The 22,039-nt window shown below is 64.7% G+C and carries 17 protein-coding genes and 1 tRNA gene; 10 read left to right on the top strand and 8 right to left on the bottom strand.

The window, feature by feature from the left end; translation table 11 throughout:
* Window positions 1-71: 71 nt before the first annotated feature.
* The 4 genes from ACVILL_RS11250 to ACVILL_RS11235 all read right to left on the bottom strand — a co-directional run bounded on the left by ACVILL_RS11250 (window position 72) and on the right by ACVILL_RS11235 (window position 5,218).
* The gene (locus tag ACVILL_RS11250) at window positions 72-1,178 is read right to left on the bottom strand and encodes a CaiB/BaiF CoA transferase family protein (protein WP_456729100.1); all 1,107 of its coding nucleotides are present in this window, start codon (window positions 1,176-1,178) and stop codon (window positions 72-74) included.
* Window positions 1,179-1,488: 310 nt separating this feature from the next.
* A complete protein-coding gene (locus tag ACVILL_RS11245; RefSeq protein WP_456729099.1) occupies window positions 1,489-2,289 on the bottom strand; it encodes an FAD binding domain-containing protein in 801 nt (266 codons plus the stop codon).
* A gap of 13 nt (window positions 2,290-2,302) precedes the next feature.
* Complete coding sequence (locus ACVILL_RS11240) at window positions 2,303-4,642, bottom strand: xanthine dehydrogenase family protein molybdopterin-binding subunit (RefSeq protein WP_456729098.1); 2,340 nt, start codon at window positions 4,640-4,642, stop codon at window positions 2,303-2,305.
* 90 nt (window positions 4,643-4,732) lie between these two features.
* The gene (locus ACVILL_RS11235) at window positions 4,733-5,218 is read right to left on the bottom strand and encodes a (2Fe-2S)-binding protein (RefSeq protein ID WP_028335209.1); all 486 of its coding nucleotides are present in this window, start codon (window positions 5,216-5,218) and stop codon (window positions 4,733-4,735) included.
* A 403-nt stretch (window positions 5,219-5,621) separates the two neighbouring features.
* On the opposite strand from ACVILL_RS11235, the gene ACVILL_RS11230 reads away from it, so the two are divergent.
* From ACVILL_RS11230 to ACVILL_RS11210, 5 genes are all read left to right on the top strand, one after another.
* Complete coding sequence (locus ACVILL_RS11230) at window positions 5,622-7,337, top strand: PQQ-dependent dehydrogenase, methanol/ethanol family (RefSeq protein WP_456729097.1); 1,716 nt, start codon at window positions 5,622-5,624, stop codon at window positions 7,335-7,337.
* Window positions 7,338-7,359: 22 nt separating this feature from the next.
* A complete protein-coding gene (locus tag ACVILL_RS11225; protein ID WP_456729096.1) occupies window positions 7,360-7,950 on the top strand; it encodes a hypothetical protein in 591 nt (196 codons plus the stop codon).
* Window positions 7,853-8,587: a c-type cytochrome gene (locus ACVILL_RS11220; RefSeq protein ID WP_456729095.1), complete on the top strand. Its 735-nt coding sequence runs from the start codon at window positions 7,853-7,855 to the stop codon at window positions 8,585-8,587. The genes ACVILL_RS11225 and ACVILL_RS11220 overlap by 98 nt, the downstream gene beginning before the upstream one ends.
* A gap of 36 nt (window positions 8,588-8,623) precedes the next feature.
* Complete coding sequence (locus tag ACVILL_RS11215; RefSeq protein ID WP_456729094.1) at window positions 8,624-9,304, top strand: response regulator; 681 nt, start codon at window positions 8,624-8,626, stop codon at window positions 9,302-9,304.
* An 80-nt stretch (window positions 9,305-9,384) separates the two neighbouring features.
* Window positions 9,385-10,176 (top strand): LuxR C-terminal-related transcriptional regulator, encoded by a 792-nt coding sequence (locus ACVILL_RS11210; RefSeq protein ID WP_456734243.1) that lies wholly within the window; start codon window positions 9,385-9,387, stop codon window positions 10,174-10,176.
* Here ACVILL_RS11210 and ACVILL_RS11205 read toward each other — a convergent pair.
* Both ACVILL_RS11205 and ACVILL_RS11200 read right to left on the bottom strand, forming a co-directional pair.
* On the bottom strand, window positions 10,171-11,544 hold the full coding sequence (locus ACVILL_RS11205) for an ATP-binding response regulator (protein WP_456729093.1): 1,374 nt from the start codon (window positions 11,542-11,544) through the stop codon (window positions 10,171-10,173). The two genes, ACVILL_RS11210 and ACVILL_RS11205, sit on opposite strands and share 6 nt — an antisense overlap.
* Window positions 11,544-12,713: an FIST N-terminal domain-containing protein gene (locus tag ACVILL_RS11200; RefSeq protein ID WP_456729092.1), complete on the bottom strand. Its 1,170-nt coding sequence runs from the start codon at window positions 12,711-12,713 to the stop codon at window positions 11,544-11,546. The genes ACVILL_RS11205 and ACVILL_RS11200 overlap by 1 nt, the downstream gene beginning before the upstream one ends.
* A gap of 463 nt (window positions 12,714-13,176) precedes the next feature.
* Between ACVILL_RS11200 and ACVILL_RS11195 the strand changes: the two genes are divergently transcribed.
* Window positions 13,177-15,210, top strand: a complete 2,034-nt coding sequence (locus ACVILL_RS11195; protein WP_456729091.1) for a methyl-accepting chemotaxis protein — start codon at window positions 13,177-13,179, stop codon at window positions 15,208-15,210.
* A 162-nt stretch (window positions 15,211-15,372) separates the two neighbouring features.
* Here ACVILL_RS11195 and ACVILL_RS11190 read toward each other — a convergent pair whose 3' ends face one another.
* Window positions 15,373-15,753 carry a DUF3175 domain-containing protein gene (locus tag ACVILL_RS11190; RefSeq protein ID WP_456729090.1) on the bottom strand — a complete coding sequence of 127 codons (381 nt, stop codon included), beginning with the start codon at window positions 15,751-15,753 and terminating at the stop codon, window positions 15,373-15,375.
* A gap of 184 nt (window positions 15,754-15,937) precedes the next feature.
* On the opposite strand from ACVILL_RS11190, the gene ACVILL_RS11185 reads away from it, so the two are divergent.
* The 4 genes from ACVILL_RS11185 (at window position 15,938) to ACVILL_RS11170 (ending at window position 20,399) form a co-directional block, all read left to right on the top strand.
* A complete protein-coding gene (locus tag ACVILL_RS11185; RefSeq protein WP_456729089.1) occupies window positions 15,938-17,428 on the top strand; it encodes an MFS transporter in 1,491 nt (496 codons plus the stop codon).
* Between the two features lie 7 nt (window positions 17,429-17,435).
* Entirely contained in the window at window positions 17,436-18,245 is an 810-nt protein-coding gene (gene otsB, locus ACVILL_RS11180; RefSeq protein WP_456729088.1) for a trehalose-phosphatase, read from the top strand.
* Between the two features lie 202 nt (window positions 18,246-18,447).
* The gene (locus tag ACVILL_RS11175; RefSeq protein WP_456729087.1) at window positions 18,448-19,899 is read left to right on the top strand and encodes a trehalose-6-phosphate synthase; all 1,452 of its coding nucleotides are present in this window, start codon (window positions 18,448-18,450) and stop codon (window positions 19,897-19,899) included.
* Window positions 19,900-20,309: 410 nt separating this feature from the next.
* Window positions 20,310-20,399, top strand: a tRNA-Ser gene (locus tag ACVILL_RS11170).
* Between the two features lie 342 nt (window positions 20,400-20,741).
* Here ACVILL_RS11170 and fabF read toward each other — a convergent pair.
* The gene (gene fabF, locus ACVILL_RS11165) at window positions 20,742-22,004 is read right to left on the bottom strand and encodes a beta-ketoacyl-ACP synthase II (RefSeq protein ID WP_456729086.1); all 1,263 of its coding nucleotides are present in this window, start codon (window positions 22,002-22,004) and stop codon (window positions 20,742-20,744) included.
* Window positions 22,005-22,039 lie beyond the last annotated feature (35 nt).

The raw sequence follows: 22,039 nt of genomic DNA, 5'->3' as shown, positions 1-22,039 counted from the left end.
GATGCGCAGCATCGAACCCGGAATCTCGAGATTCCGGGTTCGCTCGTTTCACGAGCGCCCCGGAATGACGGTCACCTCTTCCACGCACTCGTCACATCCCCGATCGTCGCCAACTCCGGCTCGCGGATCGCGGACGGTGTGCGCGAGAAGCGCGGCGCGGGGGCGGGCTGGGTCACGCCGTGGCGTTCGACGAACACCTGCCGTGCGGCCATGTGCGGATGCTTGGGCGCTTCCTCCATGGTCAGGATCGGCGCGAAGCAGATGTCGGTGCCTTCCATGATCGTGCACCAGTCCGCGCGCGACTTGCTCTTGAACACCTTTTCCAGCTTCGCCTTCAGCGCCGGCCAGGCCTTGCGGTCCATCTGCGCGTCGAAGTCGGCATCGGTCAGGTCGGCATGCTGGCGTAGCAGCGCGTAGAACTGCGGCTCGATCGAGCCGATCGAGATGAAATTGCCGCAGGAACATTCGTAGACGCCGTAGAAATGCGCGCCGCCGTCGAGGAAGTTCTGGTCGCGGCCGCCACTCCAGCGGCCCTGCGCAGCCATGTCGTAGAACATCGACATCAGCGAGGCCGCGCCGTCGCACATCGCGGTATCCACCACCTGGCCCTTGCCGGACTTCTGTGCCTCCAGCAGTGCCGCGAGCACGCCGACCACGAGGTACAGCGCGCCGCCGCCGAAATCGCCGACCAGATTGAGCGGCGGCACCGGCTTCTCCTTGGTGCCGATTGCGGCCAGCGCGCCCGTGATCGAGATGTAGTTGATGTCGTGGCCGGCGGCATTCGCCAGCGGGCCTTCCTGGCCCCAGCCGGTCATGCGGCCGTAGACCAGCTTTGGATTGCGCCCAAGCACGACATCGGGGCCGAGGCCGAGGCGCTCCATCACGCCGGGGCGGAAGCCTTCGATCAGCGCATCGGCCCGGCCGAGCAGGTCGAGCACTTCGGCAATGGCCGCCTTGTTCTTGAGGTCGAGCTCGATGACCTTGCGGCCGCGGGTGGCGACCGCCTTCAAATTCTTGCCCGCGCCGACCCGGTCGAGGGTGATGACCTCGGCGCCCATGTCGGCGAGCAGCATGCAGGCGAACGGGCCGGGACCGATGCCGGCGAATTCGACAATGCGGAAGCCGGCGAGCGGGCCCGAGGTGCGAGCGGCGGTTTGGGAGGCGGGCTTGTCGAGCACGTTGGTGTTCCGTTGTTGCTGTGGGATCGATGATGGGAAGCGTCTTGTGCGGTGGTCCGGCGCGCCGGGCGTTACGCCGCGCTATCGTCGAAGGCGCGGTCCGGCGATTGGTGGCCGTGGCAATTGGTGCTGCCGAGCGTCATAAGTCCTCTCCCAGGGCCGTCCGTCTGACGGTATTTTTAATTAGCTGATTAGCTAAATTCTCTCGCCTAATGCGGGATGTGGCAAGCCTTTTTGGCTGGAATGCCAGCAAAACGCGAACGGCGCGCATCGCTGCGCGCCGTCTGCATAGGTTCCGGAAGGATAGCGGCTAGCCCGCCGCGGTCACCGCCCGCTGTCCCATCACCTTCACCAGGTTGGCGCGGTAATCCGCCGAGCCGTGGATGTCGGCGAGCAAGCCGCTCGCCGGGATCGTGACGCTATCGAGCGCCGAGGCCGCCCAGTTCGCCTTCAGCGCCTGCTCGATCGGAGCTACCCGCATCACGCCGTTCTGCGACGCACCGGTCGCGGTGACGCGGATGTCACCCGACTTGGTCTTTGCGACGAACACGCCGGTCAGCGCAAAGCGTGAGGCTGGATTCGGAAACTTCGCATAACCCGCCTTGGCCGGGACCGGGAACGAGACCGCGGTAATGATCTCGCCGTCCTCGAGCGCCGTCGTGAACAGGCCCTTGAAGAAGTCTTCCGCCGCGATCGATCGCTTGTTGGTCTTGACCGTCGCGCCGAGCGCCAGCACCGCCGCCGGGTAATCCGCCGCCGGGTCGTTGTTGGCGAGCGAGCCGCCGATCGTGCCGCGATAGCGCACGGCGGGATCGCCGATCATCGACGCCAGATCGGCGAGCGCCGGGATCGCCTTCTGCACCGCCTCGCTCTGCGCCACGTCGTAATGCGGCGTGGCGGCCTTGATGGTGACCGTGTCGCCCGAAACCTCGATGCCGATCATCTCCTGCACCTTGGAGAGGTCGATCACATCGGACGGCGCGGCGAGACGCTGCTTCATCACCGGGAGCAGGGTTTGTCCGCCGGCGAGGAATTTTGATTCCGCGCCTTTGGCGAAGGTTGCGGCGGCGTCCGCGACCGAGGAAGCGCGGTGATAGTTGGTCTCGTACATGGCTCTTCCTCCCTCAACCGTGAATGGCGTGCCAGACGCGATCGGGCGTCGCCGGCATTTCCAGCTTGTTGTTGCCGATGGCGTCCGTGATCGCGTTGATCACGGCAGCAGAAGCTCCGATCGCGCCGGCTTCGCCGCAGCCCTTGACGCCGAGCGGGTTGCCCGGACACAGCGTCGTGGTGTGGGAGAGCTGGAACGACGGCAGGTCGTCGGCCCTTGGCATGCTGTAGTCCATGAAGGACGCGGTCACGAGCTGACCGGTGCCGTCATAGACCGCGCCTTCAAGCAGCGCCTGGCCGATGCCCTGCGCAAGGCCGCCATGGACCTGGCCCTCGACAATCATCGGGTTGATCAGCCGGCCGAAATCGTCCGCTGCCACGAAGTTGACGAAGGAGGTCTTGCCGGTGCCGGGATCGACCTCGAGCTCGCAGATATAGGCGCCGGCCGGGAAGGTGAAGTTGGTCGGGTCGTAGAACGCCGTCTCCTTCAAGCCGGGCTCCATGCCTTCAGGCAGGTTGTGCGCGGTGTAGGCGGCGAGCGCGACCATCGGCAACGCGATCGACTTGTCGGTGCCGGTAACCTTGAACTCGCCGTTCTCGATCACGATGTCGCTCTCGGACGCCTCGAGCGCATGCGCCGCAATCTTCTTGGCCTTGGCCTCGACCTTCTCCATCGCCTTCACGATCGCCGTACCGCCGACCGCGAGCGAGCGCGAGCCGTAGGTGCCCATGCCGAACTGCACCTTGTCGGTGTCGCCATGGACGATCGAGACCTGGCTGATCGGCACGCCGAGCCGCTCGGCGATGATCTGGCAGAACGTCGTCTCATGACCCTGGCCGTGGCTGTGCGAGCCGGTGAGCACCTCGATGGTGCCGACCGGATTGACGCGGATCTCAGCCGACTCCCACAGGCCGACGCCGGCACCGAGACTGCCGACCGCCTTCGACGGCGCGATGCCGCAGGCCTCGATGTAGCAGGAGAAGCCGATGCCGCGCAGCTTGCCGTCGGCTTTCGCCTTGGCCTTGCGGGCCGGGAAGCCGGCATAGTCGATCGCCTTCATGGCGGCGTCGATCGAGGCATGGAAGTCGCCGATGTCATACGCCATGATGACCGGCGTCTGATACGGGAACTGGGTGATGAAGTTCTTCTTGCGCAACTCGGCCGGATCGATCTTCAACTGCCGCGCTGCCGACTCCATCATCCGCTCGACCAGGTAGCTCGCCTCCGGTCGGCCGGCGCCGCGATAGGCGTCGACCGGCGTGGTGTTGGTGTAGACGCCGATCACCTCGGCGTAGATCGCCGGGATCACATACTGGCCCGACAACAGCGTCGCGTAGAGATAGGTCGGCACCGCCGAGGAGAACAGCGACATATAGGCGCCGAAATTGGCGTGGGTCTTCACCCGCAGGCCAAGGATCTTGTTGTCCTTGTCGAACGCCATCTCCGCCTTCGAGACATGGTCGCGGCCATGCGCGTCGGTGAGGAAGGCTTCCGAGCGATCGCCGGTCCACTTCACCGGGCGCCCCACTTTCTTGGAGGCCCACAGCGCCACCATCTCTTCAGGGTAGATGTAGATCTTGGAGCCGAAGCCACCGCCGACGTCGGGCGCGATCACGCGCAGCTTGTGCTCGGGCGCGATGTTGTAGAACGCCGACAGCACGAGGCGGGCGACGTGCGGGTTCTGCGACGTCGTGTAGAGCGTGTAGTGCTCCTCGGCCTGGTCGTAATGTGCGATGGCCGCGCGCGGCTCCATCGCATTCGGCACCAGGCGGTTGTTGGTGAGATCGAGCGTCACCACGTTGGCGGCCTTGCTGAAGGCATCCTTGACCGCGGCCTCGTCGCCGATGTGCCAGTCATAGACGATGTTGCCGGGGGCTTCAGGATGCAGCTGCGGCGCGCCCGGCTTGATCGCGGCCTTGATGTCGGCCGCCGCGGGAAGCTCTTCGTAATCGACGACGACAGCTTCCGCCGCGTCCTTGGCCTGGTTCTTGGTCTCGGCGATCACGACCGCGACCGCCTGTCCGACGAAGCGCACGGTCTCCGGCGCCATCGCCGGCCACGCGCCCATTTTCATCGGCGAGCCATCCTTCGACGTGATCGCCCAGCCGCAGATCAGATTGCCGACCTTGTCGTCGACGATCTGCTGTCCGGTCAGCACCGCGATCACGCCGGGCATCTTCATGGCCTCGGCTGAATCGATGCCCTTGACCTTGGCATGTGCATGCGGGCTGCGGATGAAGTGAGCGTAGCTCATGCCGACCATTTTGACGTCGTCGACGTAACGTCCTTGTCCGGTGATGAACCGGCGATCTTCCTTGCGCACGACACGTGCGCCAATTCCTTCAACACCCATTGTCTAGTCCTCCCGACCGGAGATTCGATTTGCCGCCGTTTCCATCGAGACCGGCGGTGATGAGCTTGATCGTGTGCGGTGCGCGGGCTGCTATTCGGCGGCCTGCGCGACCTTCATGCGGCCGGCAGCGTCGAGCACCGCCTTGACGATGTTGTGGTAGCCGGTGCAGCGGCAGATGTTGCCTTCGAGCTCGTGGCGAACCGTTTCCTCGTCGAGCTTGCCGCCGTGGCGGTGCACGATATCGACCGCGGACATGATCATGCCGGGGGTGCAATAGCCGCACTGCAAGCCGTGATTGTCGCGGAACGCCGCCTGCATCGGGTGCAGCTCGTCGCCCTTGGCGAGGCCTTCGATCGTGGTGACGTTGCAGCCCGCCGCCTGGCCGGCCAGCATGGTGCAGGATTTGACCGCCCGTCCATCGACATGGACGACGCAGGCGCCGCACTGGCTGGTATCGCAGCCGACATGGGTGCCGGTGAGGTTCAGGTTTTCGCGCAACAGGTGCACGAGGAGGGTTCGGTCCTCGACGTCGACCGAGACCGCCTTGCCGTTTACCGTCAGTTTGACTGTAGACACGCGTTTCTCCCAATAGCTTCGTTATGGGCCCAGTAGACCACGCTTCATGGGGGTCGTAACCGCGATCTAAGTCGTAGTCGCGGCCCTGTCATGAAGGCGCCGGGCAGTGCCTGCGATCCTAGCAGGCAGCCGTTCAAGGGGCAATTTGCAAGCGGCTGCCAGCGTGCTCCGGCGTGACGAAAATGCGCTGCGGCGCAAGCGATTTCCGGCAGTCGCATCGCGCTAGCGGCGCGTCAAAATCGCCGCCGCCGACGCTACTACCTTCCGCCTATAACGACGCAAAAGCGTTGCTGTCATTTTCCTCGCCGACGCAGCGACGAAGATCGCTGGTTCACGAAATTGGGTCGAGAGACGCGCGCGCGATGCATCCATCGCGGCAACGAAACCATATTGGAGGAAGCCAATGAAGCTGAGGAGCGGGATTTTCTTTGCCGGCGTGTCGCTGGTCGCCATGGTGCTGGCAGGCATTGGTGCGTCGAAAGCGAACGATTCCGTCACGAAGGCGGTGTCCGATCCGAACGGATGGGCGATCGCCGGACACGACTACGGCAACACGCGCTTCAGCCCGTTGAAGCAGATCAATTCCGAGAATGCCGGCAAGCTGCAACTGGTCTACTCGCTGTCGCTGGCCTCGCTGCGCTCCAACGAGTCGTCGCCGGTCGTGATCGGCAAGAACCTGTATGTGTCGACGTCATGGGGTCCGAAATACGTCTATGCGATCGATGCCGCGACCGGCGCGCGCAAATGGACCTGGCAGCCCGATATTCCGGACGACGTGCTCCAATATGCCTGCTGCGACGTCAACAATCGCGGCGTGTCCTACGCCGACGGCAAGATCTTCGTCGGCCGGCTTGACGGCAAGCTGACCGCGCTCGACGCCGAGACCGGCAAGGAGCTGTGGACCTCGACGGTGGTCGACTACAAGCAGGGCTCGGTCATCACCTCGCCGCCGCTCGTCGTCCGCGACAAGGTGATCACCGGCTTCGGCGGCGGCGAATACGGCGTCCGCGGCGCGTTGCAGGCGTTCTCGCTCAAGGACGGCAAGCTGCTCTGGCAAACCTACACGGTGCCGGCGCCCGGCGAACCCGGCAGCGACACCTGGAAGGGCGACACCGGGCTGCATGGCGGCGGCGCCGCCTGGCTGGTCGGCTCCTATGATGCCAAGTCCGACACGGTCTACTGGGGTACCAGCAATCCGGGGCCGTGGAATACCGCGGTGCGCTCCACCGGCGACGGCAATTTCGGCAAGCTGACCAACCTCTACACCGCCTCGACGCTGGCGATCGATCCCAACACCGGCAAGATCAAGTGGCACATCCAGGGCACGCCGGCCGATGCCTGGGATTATGACGGCGTCAACGAGCTCTTGCTCGCCGACCTCAAGATCAAGGGCGCCGAGACGCCCGTGCTGATGAAAGCGGACCGCAACGGCTTCTTCTTCGTGGCCAACCGCGAGACCGGCAAGGTGATCTCGGCGGAGAAATACGTCTTCGCCAACTGGGCCAAGAAGTGGGACATCAACACGATGCGGGCGGAAGAGGATCCGGACAAGCGTCCGGGCCCCGGCCACCCTGCCAAGGACATCTGCCCGAACCTGATCGGCGGCAAGAACTGGCAGCCGATGTCGTTCAACCCGCAGACCGGGCTGGTCTACATCCCGAGCAACAATGTCTGCATGGACTGGTCGGTCTCCGATGTGAACTACAAGCGCGGCGTGTTCTATCTCGGCGCCGAATTCCCGACCAAGCCGGGCCCCGGCGGCTTCCTCGGCGAGCTTGTGGCCTGGGATCCGGTCGCCAACAAGAAGGTGTGGAGCATCAAGGAAGACCTGCCGTTCAACGGCGGTACGCTGACGACCGGCGGCAACCTGGTGTTCTCGGGCAATCTGCACGGCGACTTCCGCGCCATCGATGCCAGGAACGGCAAGGTGCTGTGGAGCAAGAACCTCGGCAGCGGCATCGGCGCCGGTCCGGTGACCTACTCGGTCGACGGCAAGCAGTATGTCGCGATCGTGGTCGGACGCACCGCGGCGCTGCCGGCCTTCCTCGGTGACATCGGCAAGAAGATGGTCGCCGCGGCGCCCGAAGGCGGCTCGCTGTTCGTGTTCGCCCTGCAGTAACGATCCTCACGAGGAGGCAGCATTGGCCGTGTCCCGCACCAAGTCGAATGAAGTGCCTTTCTGTGCGCACCGCGTGCAGTTGGGAAAGGCGATCCGGACCGTGCTGCTCTCCGCCACGCTGCTCGCGCCGGCCGTCTCGGCCGGCGCGGACGAAGCAAAACCGCCGCTGCGGCTCTGCGCCGATCCGACCAACCTGCCGTTCTCGAGCGACGAGCCGGGCAAGCCCGGCCTCTATCTCGAGATCGGCCAGGCGGTGGCGCAAAAGCTCGGCCGCACGGTGAGCTATAGCTGGTACAAGTCCTATTTCGGCAAGCGCACCGTGCGCGAGACGCTGCTCAGCAAGCAGTGCGACGCCATGGTCGGCCTGCCCTTGATCGACGATTTCATGGGGCCGGCGGTGATCTTCTCGAAGCCGATCGCCCATGAGGGTTACGCGCTGGTCGGCGCCAAGGATCGCGCGAAGGATCGCAAGCTCGCCGGCATCGACGACCTCAGACAGGGGATTGCGGGTTGCGGTGCAGTATCAGTCGACGCCGCAGAACCTGCTCGCATCGCGCGACGATATCCAGAAGGTCACCGTGCTCAGTCCGGAGGAGGGCATGGCGGCCCTTGACCAGGGCAAGGTCGACATCGCCTTTATCTGGGCGCCGGTGGCGGGCTGGCTGAACAAGACCAGCTATGGCGACAAGTATCAGATCGTCTCGACCGAGGGTGACGGCCTGCTCTGGGCGACCGCGATCGGCTTCGCCAAGGCGTCCGGCGCGCTGCGCGATGAGGTCGACGGCGTGCTGCCGTCGCTGCAGCCGGACATTGCCGCCCTGTTTGCCAAATATGGTGTGCCGAACGGCGCCCCGGTCAAGTTCGGCCAGGCGGTCCCGGCGATGACGTCGTCTGTCGGCGCGAGCGAGCCGGTCACGGTCGGGCAGGCGGCCGCGGCCGAGAAACCGGTTCAGACCGCAGTTGCTGCGACCGGGGATGCCAAAGGGGATGCAAAGGCGGGTCGGGAGGTCTTCAACGGCACCTGCGCCCATTGCCACGGCCCGGACGCGGTGCAGGCCGAGCGAAAGATCGACCTCAGGCTGCTCAAGAAGCGCTATGCTGACGACATGGAATCGACATTCTGGAAGACGGTCCATGACGGGCGGCCCGCCAAAGGCATGCCGGCCTGGAAGGATGTCTTCAGCGACGACGAGCTCAGAAACGTATATGCCTATCTGCAGAGCGTGCAGGACACCGGCGGGTCGAACTAGCCGCGGATATCGGCAAATGGCAGTACGAGGGTCCTCATGATGGGGTTCCTGATCATCGACGATCATCCCCTGTTCGGGGAGGCGCTTGGCAACGCCATCCGCATCTCGCATCCCGATGCCCGGATCTATGAGGCCACCTCGATCAAGGGCGCGCTCGGCATCCTCGCCAGCGAGCCGAACATCGATCTCGCGCTGCTCGATCTGCTGCTGCCCGACGTGGTCGGCTTCTCCGGCTTCCAGAAGCTCAGGGACCGCTATCCGCGGCTGCCGATCGCCATCGTCTCGAGCGAAGAGGACAAGCACACCATTCGCGAGGCGCTGGAAATGGGTGCGGTCGGCTATCTGCCGAAGTCGACCTCGCTCGGCGAACTGTCGCAGGCGATCGCGCGTGTGCTGAGCGGGTCGGTCTCGGCGCCGCGCGATTTCGTCGCGGTCGGCGCGCTGGATCAATCCGAGACGGCGCGGACGCTGCGCGAGCGGATCCAGAAGCTGACGCCGCAGCAGATTCGCGTGCTGCATCTGATCATCCGCGGCCTGCAGAACCGCGAGATCGCGTCCGAGCTCAAGCTCGCGGAATCCACGGTGAAGGCGCATGTCACCGAGATCCTGCGCAAGCTGAAGCTGTTCAGCCGCAACAAGGCGATTATCGAGCTCGGCAAGATTCCGTTGCCGGTCCTTGAAACCAGCGCGGGTACGAAGGCGGAGAAGGCGCCCTAGGCGTGCTGCACCGCGAGGCACACGCATGAAGGTTCTGCCTATAGGCTGCCGGTCGGCTTTGAGATAACGTCGTGAGCATCATGGCTGGCATCAGCGATCCGAGGGAGGACGGCGCAGCATTGACCACGACCGCGCCCACGACGGCGTCCCTGGCGAACGAGCCGCCGCCCGGCAAGGCGAGTGCGCCTCGACTGCTGATCGTCGAGGATCACCCGCTGTTTCGCGCCGCCTTGATCGGCGTGATCGCGGTCGAGTTTCCCGATGCCGAGGTGCTGCAGGCGACCTCGATCGACGGCGCGCTGGATGTGATCGCCGCGCGCGACGGCCTCGATCTGATCCTGCTCGATCTGTCGATGCCGGGGACCACGGGCCTGCTCGGCGCCTACCGGGTGCGCGCCGCCGCGCCGCGCAGCGCTCTGGTGATCGTGTCGGCGCATGACGATTCCCGGATCGTCGGCGGCGCGATCTCGCTCGGCATTTCCGGCTACATCCCGAAGTCGACGCCGAAGCTCGAGCTGGCGCGCCTGCTGCGCGGCATCCTCGAAGGCGAGGTCTGCCTGCCGACGCGCTTCCGCGATACCGCCGCCGCGCGGAAGGCCCAGGCCGAGACACGGGAGCTGGTGCAGCAGCTCGGCCTGTTCACCGCGCAGCAGCTTCGCGTGCTCGACATGATCTGCCGCGGTTTGCAGAACAAGCACATCGCCTATGAACTCGATATCTCCGTCACCACCGTGAAGGTGCATGTCTCGGAGATCCTGCGCAAGCTCGGCGTGCGCAGCCGGACCGAGGCGATCATCGCGCTATCGAAGCTCGATTTCGGCAAGCAGGACCATGCGCCGGTGACGGCCTCGTCGCACAACGCTGAATCATAGCCGCGCGCCGGACTGCTCCGCCGCCAGCAGGAACGACAGCAGCGAGCGCATCTCGGCGGGCTTGATCGGCTTCTTCAGGAGTTCGTGGCCGAAGGCCGAGACGTCGGACGCGGCCTTGGCCGAGTAGTCGGCGGTGACGATGATCGCCGGAACCTTGGCGTTGATCTCGCCGCGGATCACGTCGACGGCCTGGATGCCGGTCTCGCCATTGTCGAGATGCAGGTCGGCGATGATGGCGTCGGGAATGCCATCCAGCGCATGGATGCGCTCGAGCGCCTCGGTCTTGGAGATCGTCACCGCGACATCGCAGCCCCATTTCTCCAGCAGATGGGCGAGGCCCTCGGCGCTCGACAAATCGTTCTCGATCAGCAGGATCTTGGCGCCCTCCATGCCGCCATAGCGATAGTCGACGCTGGCCTGTTCGCGCACCGGAAGCGCAACCGGATCGAGGGTGCGGGGCACGGTGACCGAGAACACCGAGCCCTTGCCGGCGCGCGAACTCAGCCTGATGTTGTGCCCGAGCAGGTCGGCGAACCGGCGCACGATCGAAAGGCCGAGCCCGATGCCGGCCTTGTCGCCGGCACTGGTCTCGCCGCGCTGGAATTCGACGAAGATCGCCTCGCGCTGGGCTTCCGGGATGCCCGGCCCGGTGTCGTGCACCTCGATGCAGATGTCGTCGCCCTTGGCCCGGCATCCCATCAGCACGGTGCCGCGCTGGGTGTAACGCAGCGCGTTGGCGACAAGGTTCTGCAGAATCCGGCGCAACATCAGCGGATCGGAGCGCACCACCGCCGACGACGGCATGATCCGGAAACCGAGATTGCGCTTGGCGGCGGTCGCGACAAATTCCTGCTCCAGCGCCTCGAACAGCGCGGCGATCGCGACCGGACCGAATTCGGGCCGGAGCACGCCGGCATCGAGCTTCGAGATGTCGAGCAGTGTCCGCAGCATGTCTTCCAGCGTCGCCAGCGAGCGGTCGATCTGGTCGGTCAGCGCGACGCTCTTGGGCTCACTGGCCATTTCGGCGAGCGCGGACAGCGTCAGCCGGGCCGCATTCAGCGGCTGCAGCAGGTCATGGGTCACCGACACCAGCACCGATGATTTCAGCGAGCTGGCCGCCTCGGCCTGCTGCTTGGCCTGCAGCAGGCGTCCATTGGTCTTTTCCAGCGATTGCAGCGCCTGCTTGAGCTGCTGGGTGCGGTCGCGCACCTGCTGGTCCAGCGCAATGGCGGTCTCGAACAGCGAAAAGGCATTGAGCTGCTGGTCGGTCGACCGTTCGACGCGCGACATCAGCGCCGCGTTGATCTTGCGCAGCTTCTCGGCTTCGCGTTCGAGGGCCGCAGTGCGCGTGGTCTTGCTGTCGGTCATTACGGCGCGATCGCCCGCTTGCCGATGGCGATGCCGGTCAGCGTCTGGTTGACATGCATGGAGCGATACTGCTCGCCATAGGTCTGAAAGCCAATCACTTTGTTGCGGCGGTAGAGCTCCGACATCTCCCGCGACAGCTGGCGCTGTTCGACATCGAGCCGGCGCAGCACGCATTCGAAGCCGATGAACATCGAGACCTCGCCGAGATCCTCGGTCAGCTCCTTGAGCAGGCGGCTGGTCACGTCGATCGGATCGCGCTCGCGTGCCACCGTCAGCACCATGCCCTCGTCGATGGCGCAGAAGAATTGCAGCGATCCATCCGGATTGGTGCGCTGTATCGACCGCGCGTAGTAGGCGCCACCGACCCGGACCAGCACCGGATGCGCGGCGAAGGAGAACAGTTCGAGCTTGCTGTCGCTGAGGCCCACGGCGCGAGAATATTCCAGCGCCGCCGGCTCGGCATTCAATTCCTTGACGATGCGGTGCTCGGTGTCGGCCTCGGTCACCACCATCTTGGTCGAGGTCGGCTCGAAGTGGTCGCACTTGAAGGTGCGGAATGGCAGCCGGGTCCGGATCAGGATCAGGACGGCAGCGTCGGTAAAGGCCTCGCCGCCATGGAAGACCCAGGACTTCTCGAAGCGCAATCCGTCGCCGGCGGAGCCGCCGACCACCGGGATGTCGCCGAGCGAGGCGTAGATCGCCGACATGATGGTCTCCTCACGCTGGCACATGCCGTCGATGAAGAGCAGCCCGAAGGAATCCTCGGTGTGATCGCAATGCTCGGTGCGTTGCGCGAATTCATTCTGCAGCTCGGTGCAGATCGAGCGGCCATGGTCGACCCGAAAGGTCGAGAGCTCGAACAGCGGCCTGGCCGCGATGACGAAATCGGCCGCGTTGAAGCCCATTGCGACCACACTGTCCTCGTCCCAGCCGCGGGGCGAGAGTTCGCCGGCCGTCGTACAGCCGAAGATCGGGGCGTCTGGCATCCGGCGGGACAGCTCGGCAATGAAGTCTTGCGGGTCATAGAACGGCGACACGAACACCACGAGCATGGCAAGCTTCGCGGCCGCCAATTGGCGCGCGATCTCGTCGGCGGCTTCCCGCGGCCCGCCGGTCTTTGCCTGCACCACGACAATGCTGTCGGTGGCGCTGCCGTTCTCCTTCGCCAAAGGCGTTCTCCCTGACCAGAATTTTTTGCTTTTCTGGGCGCGGCCGGTTGAACCCGCGCAGGCCGTAAGGGCGTCCGGGCCACATCGCGATGCTTCGCGGTCCGGCCTGTCTTTATATTCTAGGTCGTGAGGGGGAATGTCATAAGCCGGCCGGCTCCGCCGGCAGCGACGCTCGCCGCGAGCGCCAACGGCGCCGCTCGACGCGATGACATGGGACACCTCCCGATGTGTTCTCCCGGCCCGGGCAGGGACAGGTTTGATCGGTTCTAAAGTATCGGGTCGGACCCGCGCGTCAATCACCTTGCCCACCCTCCCGGCTCGACCAAGGTAGTACCGCGGCCAGCCGAGAGGTCGCTGCCCATTTACCGGGCCTTATCGATTCTGCCTTAGTTTTGCCCTCCGGGGTCTGGGGCGCGTGGCTGCCGGACCCCGTGTGGTTTTCAGAATGAAGACGGGGGTTGGAATGCCGGGACTGAAGCGATCGCTGTCGATCAGGTTCCCAACCCTCCGATTTCGCGCCAAGATCATGCTCGGCTTTGCCGTCACGCTGGCGTTGTCGGCAGCCACCATGGGCTTTGCCTATATGGGCTTCGAGCGGGTCTCCGCCGGCGTCGGCTCCTATCGGCAGAGCGTCGCGGAAGCCGATCTCGCCCGCAACATCGATCGCGAACTGATCTCCTACCGTTCGCTGGCGCGCTACTTCGTTGCGACCGGCAAGGAGGAGGACGCCAAGGCGGCGCTCGCCGCCGAGGCCAGCCTGAAGGACGCCATCACGGCGTCGATGAAGGGCACCACCAACCCGGCCCGGCTTAATCAGGTCACCAAGCTCGAGCGCGAATTCCGCGCCTTCACCAAGATCTTTGCCGAGATCGTCAGGCTCAAGAACGACAGCGCCCAGACCGCGCAGAACCAGCTCGTCCGCAGTGCAACCTCGATGCGCTACAAGCTGGACGATCTGCCGAGCAACGCCGATGACACCGAGCTGGAGGCAATCCAGTTCGGCGCCAAGAAGCTGGCGGACCAGCTCCAGTCGATCACCGGGGCCGTCACCACCTTCGTCGTCAATGGCGACAAGACGGTCGCCGCCAGCGCGCTGGCCCGGCTCAAATTCACCGAGAATCTGCTTAAGGCGATCACGTCGAAGAACGATCGGATCACGCAAGGGGTGAAGGACATCAATGCGCTGCTGTCCGAATACCGCGCAGCGCTTGCCAAGCTGATCGAGAATGCGAAATCGATCGACGAATTGACCGTTGAGATGACGGAATCCGCGGCTGCGATCAGCCAGGGCGCGGCGGCCATGAAGTCCGATCTGCTCGCCGACCAGAAGCGGCTTGAAGATGAAACGCACACGATGATCGGTGAGACCGAGCAGCTGATCCTGATGCTCGCCGCCGGCAGCTTCGTGCTCGGATTGGTGTGGGCGTTCCTGCTCGGCAAGGGCATCTCGCGGCCGATCGCTGCGATGTGCGCGGCGATGCGCGAGCTCGCGGCGGGCAATTTCGACGTCGTGCTGCCGGGTCTCGGCCGTCGCGACGAACTTGGCGAAATGGCCGGCGCGGTGGAAGAATTCAAGGTCCAGGCGGTCGCCAAGGCCGAGCGCGACGCCGCGACCCAGGAAGCGCAGAACAAGGCGAGCGCGACCGCGCGGCGCGCAGAACTCATCCGTTTTGCCGACGAATTCGAATCCGCCGTCGGCTCGATCGTCTCCAACGTGTCGGCGTCCGCCGTGCAGCTCGAATCCGCGGCCGGCACGCTGACCCGGACTGCGGAGACCACGCAGAACCTGTCGAGCCAGGTGGCCGGCGCCTCCGAGGAGGCTTCCAGCAACATGCAGTCGGTCGCCTCTGCGACCGAGGAATTGTCCGCGTCCGTCGACGAGATCGGCCGCCGTGCCAAGGAATCCAGCCAGATCGCCGATTCTGCCGTGCGCCAGGCCGAGCAGACCGACGCGCGGATCGGCAAGCTCTCGCGCGCCGCGCAGGAGATCGGCGACGTCGTCAAGCTGATCACGGCGATTGCCGAGCAGACCAATCTCCTGGCGCTGAACGCCACCATCGAGGCCGCGCGTGCCGGCGATGCCGGCCGCGGCTTCGCGGTGGTTGCCGCCGAGGTGAAGTCGCTGGCGAGCCAGACGGCGAGAGCCACCGACGAGATCTCCACCCACATCTCGGGCATGCAGGCCGCGACCCAGGAATCGGTCGCCGCGATCAAGGAGATCGGCGGCACGATCGGCCAGATCTCCGGTATAGCGACCAACATCGCAAGCTCGGTCGAGCAGCAGAGCGCGGCAACGCAGGAGATCGCGCGCAGCGTGCAGAACGTCGCGCAAGGCACCCAGGAAGCCGCCTCCAGCGTCACCCAGGTCAATCGCGGTGCGACTGAGACCGGAGCCGCCTCCGAAGAGGTGCTGAATTCGGCCCGCTCACTGTCGGTCGAGAGCTCGCGGCTGCGCGAGGAGCTCGACCGCTTCATGGCGAACATCCGCGCAGCGTAAGTTCGCCGCGTAATCTCCGTCGTCCCGGCGCAGGCCGGGACCCATAACCACCGCTGTTTGTTGGCGTAAGGATAACTCGCCGCTTGCTCCTTCCGATGGCCGCGGCGTATGGGTCCCGGCCTGCGCCGGGACGACACCGTTAGTTGACGAGACGCCGGGGGGTTAATCCCGACCGAACTGATGCTTCAACTCGAGCTTGGCGCGCTCCAGCCGTGACCGTTCGGTCTTCGGCAGCGTCTTGCCGGCGCGATTGATATAGAACGTCAGCATCGAGAGCGCCGAACGATAGGCGCCGCTCTTGCGGCGCTTGCTGTGCTCGGCGGATTGCTTCAGCGATAATGCGATCTTCCTCGCGCTGGTCTGCTTGAACACGCCGTGCTTGAGGTCGAGCGCGTCGCTCTCCTTTGTCACCCGCTGCGACCAGCGCTTCGGCGTTGTTGTCCCTGCACCACGCTTGCGACGCGCCGTGCTTGCGGCGCGTGCCGACGATTTTTTCGCTGACTTTCTTGTCGTCTTGCGCGTCGCTTTCTTGCCTGCGGCCATCGATGCCTCCGTGGCTTTCGAGCCGAGAACGGTTCGCCACGATCCCGGTTCCTGTGCCGCATTGCGGGAACCGTTGCCGGCCTGCGGAGTTAATATGGTGTGGCGGGCACTCCGTTTGCCGCAATCCTGGGAGCGAGAACCTTGGAACGCACCGTTCCGGGGATTTTCTCATTGGTCCAATCTGATGACACTGCAGCGGACACAGGTGAGCTCTGCGACGACGCACGAGGCCGCGGCGCAGGCCGCCCCGAGCGACGACCGCATCATCGAGACGTCGATTCCGGTTCGGCTCGACAATCTGCGCTGGAGCGGCTTTCACACCCGTGTCGTGCTCGCGCTCGGCATCACCTGGATCCTCGACGGGCTCGAAGTGACGCTCGCGGGCGCGTTGTCGGGCGCGCTGAAGGACAGCCCGGCCATGAGCTTCTCCAACGCCGATGTCGGGCTTGCCAGCAGCGCCTATCTCGCCGGCGCCGTGCTCGGCGCGCTCGGCTTCGGCTGGCTCACCGACCGGATCGGGCGCAAGAAGCTGTTCTTCATCACGCTCGCCGTGTATCTCTCCGCGACCGCCGCGACCGCGTTGTCGTGGAACGTCGCGAGCTACGCGCTGTTTCGCTTCCTCACCGGCGCCGGCATTGGCGGCGAATACACCGCGATCAATTCGACCATCCAGGAACTGGTGCCGGCGCGCTATCGCGGGTGGACCGATCTCGTCATCAACGGCAGTTTCTGGATCGGTGCTGCGATCGGCGCGCTGAGCGCGATCGTCCTGCTCGATCCTGCCTTCCTTGCGCCGGACCATGGCTGGCGGATCGCCTATTTCACCGGCGCGTTGCTCGGCCTTGTCGTGCTGTTCATGCGGATGTGGATTCCGGAAAGCCCGCGCTGGCTGATGATCCATGGGCGCCCCGAGCAGGCCCACAAGATCGTCGCCGATATCGAGACCTCCGTGCTCGGTCACGAACAACCGAGCGACGACTTCGAGAAGATCAAGCTGCGGATGCGCGATCACACGCCGCTGCGCGAGGTCGCGGTGACGCTGTTCTCCACCTACCGGCAGCGCTCGCTGGTCGGGTTGACGCTGATGGCCGCGCAGGCGTTCTTCTACAATGCGATCTTCTTCACCTTCGCGCTGATCCTGACCGATTTCTTCGGCATCGCCGCCAGCAATGTCGGCTGGTACATCCTGCCGTTCGCCGCCGGCAATTTCCTCGGGCCGCTGCTGCTCGGCCGTCTGTTCGACACGCTTGGCCGCCGCACCATGATCACGCTGACCTATGGCGTGTCGGGCGTGCTGCTGGCGTTGTCCGGCTATCTGTTCTCGATCGGCGTGTTCACGGCGCAGACCCAGACCATCGCCTGGATGGTGATCTTCTTCTTCGCTTCGCCGGCCGCAAGCGCCGCCTATCTCACGGTCAGCGAGACGTTTCCGCTGGAGGTCCGCGCGCTCGCGATCGCCGCCTTCTATGCGATCGGCACCGGCATCGGCGGCGTGATCGGACCGGCGCTGTTCGGCGTGCTGATCGACACCGGATCGCGCAACAGCGTCTTCGCCGGCTACCTCCTGGGGTCGGCACTCATGATCGTCGCCGCGTTGGTCGCATGGCGCTATGCCGTCGCGGCCGAGCGAAAATCGCTCGAATCTGTCGCGCGACCGTTGGCATCTGTGGAGTAGAATAAAGATGAAGCATGGATTGGCCGAAATGCCGCTGGATGATGACATGACCTCCGACGCGCCGGCGTCGCTGATTCCGCCGCTGGCGCAGACCGCGGTGCTGCTCGATATCGACGGCACCTTGCTCGATTTCGCGCCGACGCCGCGCGAGGTCTGGGTGCCGCCGGAACTGTCGACGACGCTGAAGCAACTGCACGAGCGCACGGGCGGTGCGCTGGCGCTGGTCTCTGGCCGCTCGCTCAACGACATCGACCTGATCTTCGCGCCCGAGGTGTTTCCCGCGATCGGCGGCCATGGCGCGGAAATGCGGCTGCAGCCGGACAGCGAGGCGGTTGCTGCGCATGCGCCGCCGCTCGACAAGGAATTGAAGCGCCGCCTTGCCGCGATCGCCAAGCTCAGCCCCGGCATTCTGCTTGAGGACAAGGGCTATTCGCTGGCGCTGCATTACCGGCTGGCGCCGCAGGCCGAGAAGGCGATCTATGAAGCGGTGTCGCTGATCCGCGCCGAGCTGCCGAATGCGCCGATCGAGGTGCTACCGGGCAAGAGCGTCTGCGAGATCAAGCAATCCGGCTTCACCAAGGCGACCGGCGTGCTCGAGCTGATGACGCATGAGCCGTTCAAGGGGCGCCGCCCGTTCTTCATCGGCGACGACGTCACCGACGAGACTGTGTTTGCGATCATGCCCGATTTCGGCGGTCTCGCCTTCTCCGTCGGCCGCCACGCGACCGGCGTCGCCGGACATTTCGGCGGGCCGGGCGATGTGCGTGAATTCCTCGCGCGTCTGCTCGACGTTGATAGGGACGTGAGTCTGTCCTAACCGAACCACATTCATCGCAACCGATTCGAATGCGGTGCTTTTGCGTCGCGCGAGCGACCTCGCGTGCAATTTTCTTTTCGCGAGTTCCCGCGAGTTCCTTCGCGTTTCGTCAGAATTTGGTTTCATTTGGGAGATTCCTTGATCAGGAACCATCTTGATGAATGGTTGTTAATACGCGAGTTGACCAACAGGAGGGGACCTGGTGAACCTCGTCGTCGTATCGAACCGCGTCTCGCGCGGAAAACCCAATGAACCCATGACGGGGGGGCTGGCTGCGGCATTGTTGCCGGTGGTGGAAAAGACAGGGGCAATATGGGTTGGTTCCAGCGGACGCGTCCGCGACGGGAACCTGAAGGAACCTTTTGCGGAAGTCGAAGCTCTCGGTGCGGGCGCGCTGGCGATGCTCGATCTGCCGGCCGCGCACTATGGCGGCTACTACGAAGGCTTTGCCAATTCGGCGCTGTGGCCGGCGATGCATTCGCGCGCCGATCTGATTCGTGCGTCGCATGCGGACTATGCGAGCTACCGCGAGGTGAACGCGTTCATGGCGCGCGCGCTGCTGCGGTTCCGCAAGCCTGATTCCGTGTTCTGGATCCAGGATTACCACTTCCTCGCGCTCGGCGCCGAGCTGCGCGATCTCGGCGTGACGCAGCCGATCGGCTTCTTCCTGCACACGCCGTGGCCGGCGCGCGCGGTGATCGCAGGCGTGCCCAATCATCGCGAGCTGATCGAGGCGATGCTGTCCTATGACCTGATCGGTTTCCAGACCGATGAGGACTGCGAGAACTTCCTGAGCTACGTGCGGAACGATCTCGGGTTCGAGGTGCGCGACGGCGCAATCAATTCGCCGTTCGGCCGCACCCGCGCCGCGGTGTTCCCGATCGGCATCGATCCCGGGAAGTTCGCGCAGCAGGCGACCAAGGCGATGACGCATCCCGACGTGACGCGGCTGCGGCGCAGCCTCAACGGCGAGAAGCTCGCGATCGGCGTCGACCGGCTCGACTATTCCAAGGGCCTCGTCAACCGCATCAAGGCGTTCGACCGGATGTGGTCGCTGTATCCGAACCTGAAGCGTTCGGTGTCGCTGTTGCAGATCGCAACGCCCTCGCGCGGCGCGATCGAGGCCTACGGCAATCTCGCGAGCGAGGTCGCCAAGCTCGTCACCGACGTCAACGGCGTGCATGGCGAGGTGGACTGGACCCCGATCCGCTATCTCAACAAGGGCTTTGGCCAGGGCGTGCTCGCAGGCCTCTACCGCACCGCGCAGGTCGGCGTCGTGACGCCGCTGCAGGACGGCATGAACCTCGTCGCCAAGGAATATGTCGCCGCGCAAAATCCGGCCGACCCTGGCGTCCTAGTGCTGTCGAAATTCGCCGGTGCGGCGAACGAGCTCGACGCCGCGCTCGTGGTCAATCCGCACGACATCGACGGCATGGCGCGCGCGCTGGCGACGGCGCTCGCGATGCCGCTGACCGAGCGTCGGATGCGCTGGGAAGCAATGATGGAGAAGCTCAACAGCGGCACCATCCAGCAATGGTTTGCCGACTTCACCGAGGCGCTGCAGGATACGCACAGTGCGGCAAACGCGGCGCTGCCGGAGCCTCCAACCCTGTGGCCGCGCCGCACGGCGGATTTTGCCGCGCGATATCACTGACCAGACATCAAGCTTGCGGGATCGGCACGTTATGTCGCCCATCCCGTTTCCTGTCGTCCCGGCTCTAGGCCGGGACGACAGCGAGAATGCGGAGCGGCCCGCGGGTCGCGCATCCGCGTTCCCGCCGCATGATTTGTTCGAGTCTTGCCCTTCATTCCGCCCTCTTCCGAAGCAGATGGCCCAGGGAGGGTCGGGTGCCGATCGCACCATGACGAAGGCAATGGATCGGCTGCATTGCTTGATTTGCGCCGGTCACCGACTACCCACCGGCCAGAATCGCGCGCAACGGCGTGGCCGTCGCCGACCTTGCCGCCAATTTACCCAATATTTTCAATCCATTGGGGAAATTTCGCGCTCCGGCCCCGCGCTCCCTTGCAAAATCCGCCTCAGCCCTTCAAGAGAGGCCTCCCGGAGAGATGGCCGAGTGGCTTAAGGCGCACGCTTGGAAAGCGTGTGTGCGGGAAACCGTACCGTGGGTTCGAATCCCACTCTCTCCGCCATTTCTACGCTACGGCTCTCCACCGTATCCAATTGTTCGAATCCACCGAGAATCTGGCGAAGATTTACGCGATGCTGCGCGATTCATCGCTCAAGGCCGTAGTTTTCACAGTGAGTTCGGAGGAAGGTTCTTCCGCCACTAAACTCTTCTCCTCTCTGTCCCACTGCTCTAATCGACAGAAAAACAACGAGCAACGCGATGAAGGCTATTGCGGCTAGTCCGCGATGGTACCCCTAGTCGCCGCCCAAACCGTAGGTTTTGGCTGTGGGTTCGGAGGATGGATTCTGCGAGGGAGACCGACGGTCACACTGTTCGCGCTGCATGCGACCATGGCAGGACCTGCTCATTGCCAACGCCGAAAGATGACGCTGGCGTTGACGCCTCCGAATCCGAATCCATTCGAAATCGCATGCTCCATGGGCATGCGCCTTGCCTCGCGGCCAACGATGTCGACGCCTTCGGCCGCCGTGTCGACATGGTCGAGATTGAGAGTTGGCGGCGCCACCTGGTCGCGTAGTGCGAGGATCGTGAAGATCGCTTCGGCTCCGCCGGCTGCGCCGAGCAGATGACCGGTTGCCGATTTGGTGGCGCTCACGGCAATTTTTCCGTCGCGGCCGAACACGGCCTTGATTGCTTCCAGTTCCGAAACGTCGCCAACCGGCGTCGAGGTGGAATGGGCGTTGAGATGCTGGATGTCACCGGGCGTGAGGCTGGCCTGCCGCAACGCGGCTTCCATGGCACGGCGCGCTCCGTCACCGTCCTCCGGTCCTGACGTGATGTGGTAGGCATCGGCCGTCGTGCCATAGCCGACGATTTCGGCGAGCGGTTTGGCGCCGCGGCGGATCGCATGCTCCAGCTCTTCAATGACGAGGATACCGGCGCCTTCGCCCATGACGAAGCCGTCGCGGTCGCGATCGAAGGGGCGGGACGCGCGCGCCGGCGTGTCGTTGAAGCCGGTCGAAAGCGCCCTGGCGGAGGCGAACCCGCCAAGGCTCACGAGGTCGATGCAGGCTTCCGCGCCACCGCAAGTCGCAACGTCGGCTTCTCCGGTTCGGATGAGACGTGCGGCATCGCCGATCGCTTGCACGCTGGCAGCGCAGGCGGTGACCGGTGTACCGATCGGCCCCTTGAAGCCGTAGCGGATCGAGATGTGGCCGGCCGCGAGATTTGCGAGGAAGGACGGCACGGTGAAAGGCGAGAGGCGCCTCACGCCGCGCTGGTCGGTGGTGCGAACCGCCTCGACGATCGCTGGAAAGCCTCCGATGCCGGATGCGATCACGGTAGCCGTGCGCTCCATGGCATGCGCGTCCGAAGGGATCCACGCTGCCTGTGCAATGGCCTCGGATGCGGCGGCGAGAGCGAACAGGATGAAGCGATCCATCCTCCGCTGATCTTTGGGAGGAACGACCATATCCGGATCGAAGCCTCCATCGGCGTCGTTGGCCTTCATCGGAACGATTCCGGCGATTCGTGCGGGAAGGACAGCCGCCCATTCCGGGAGCGCCGCAAGTCCTGAGCGCGCCGCGAGCAGCCGCGACCAAACCAGCTCACTGCCGCAGCCCAGCGGTGACACGATCCCCAGACCCGTAACGACGATGCGACGCATGATGAGATGACCTTCGAGGTCGGCTTGGCTGACGG

The organism is Bradyrhizobium sp. USDA 3364 (assembly GCF_054056355.1).
This window is presented reverse-complemented; position numbering and strand designations above follow the sequence as displayed.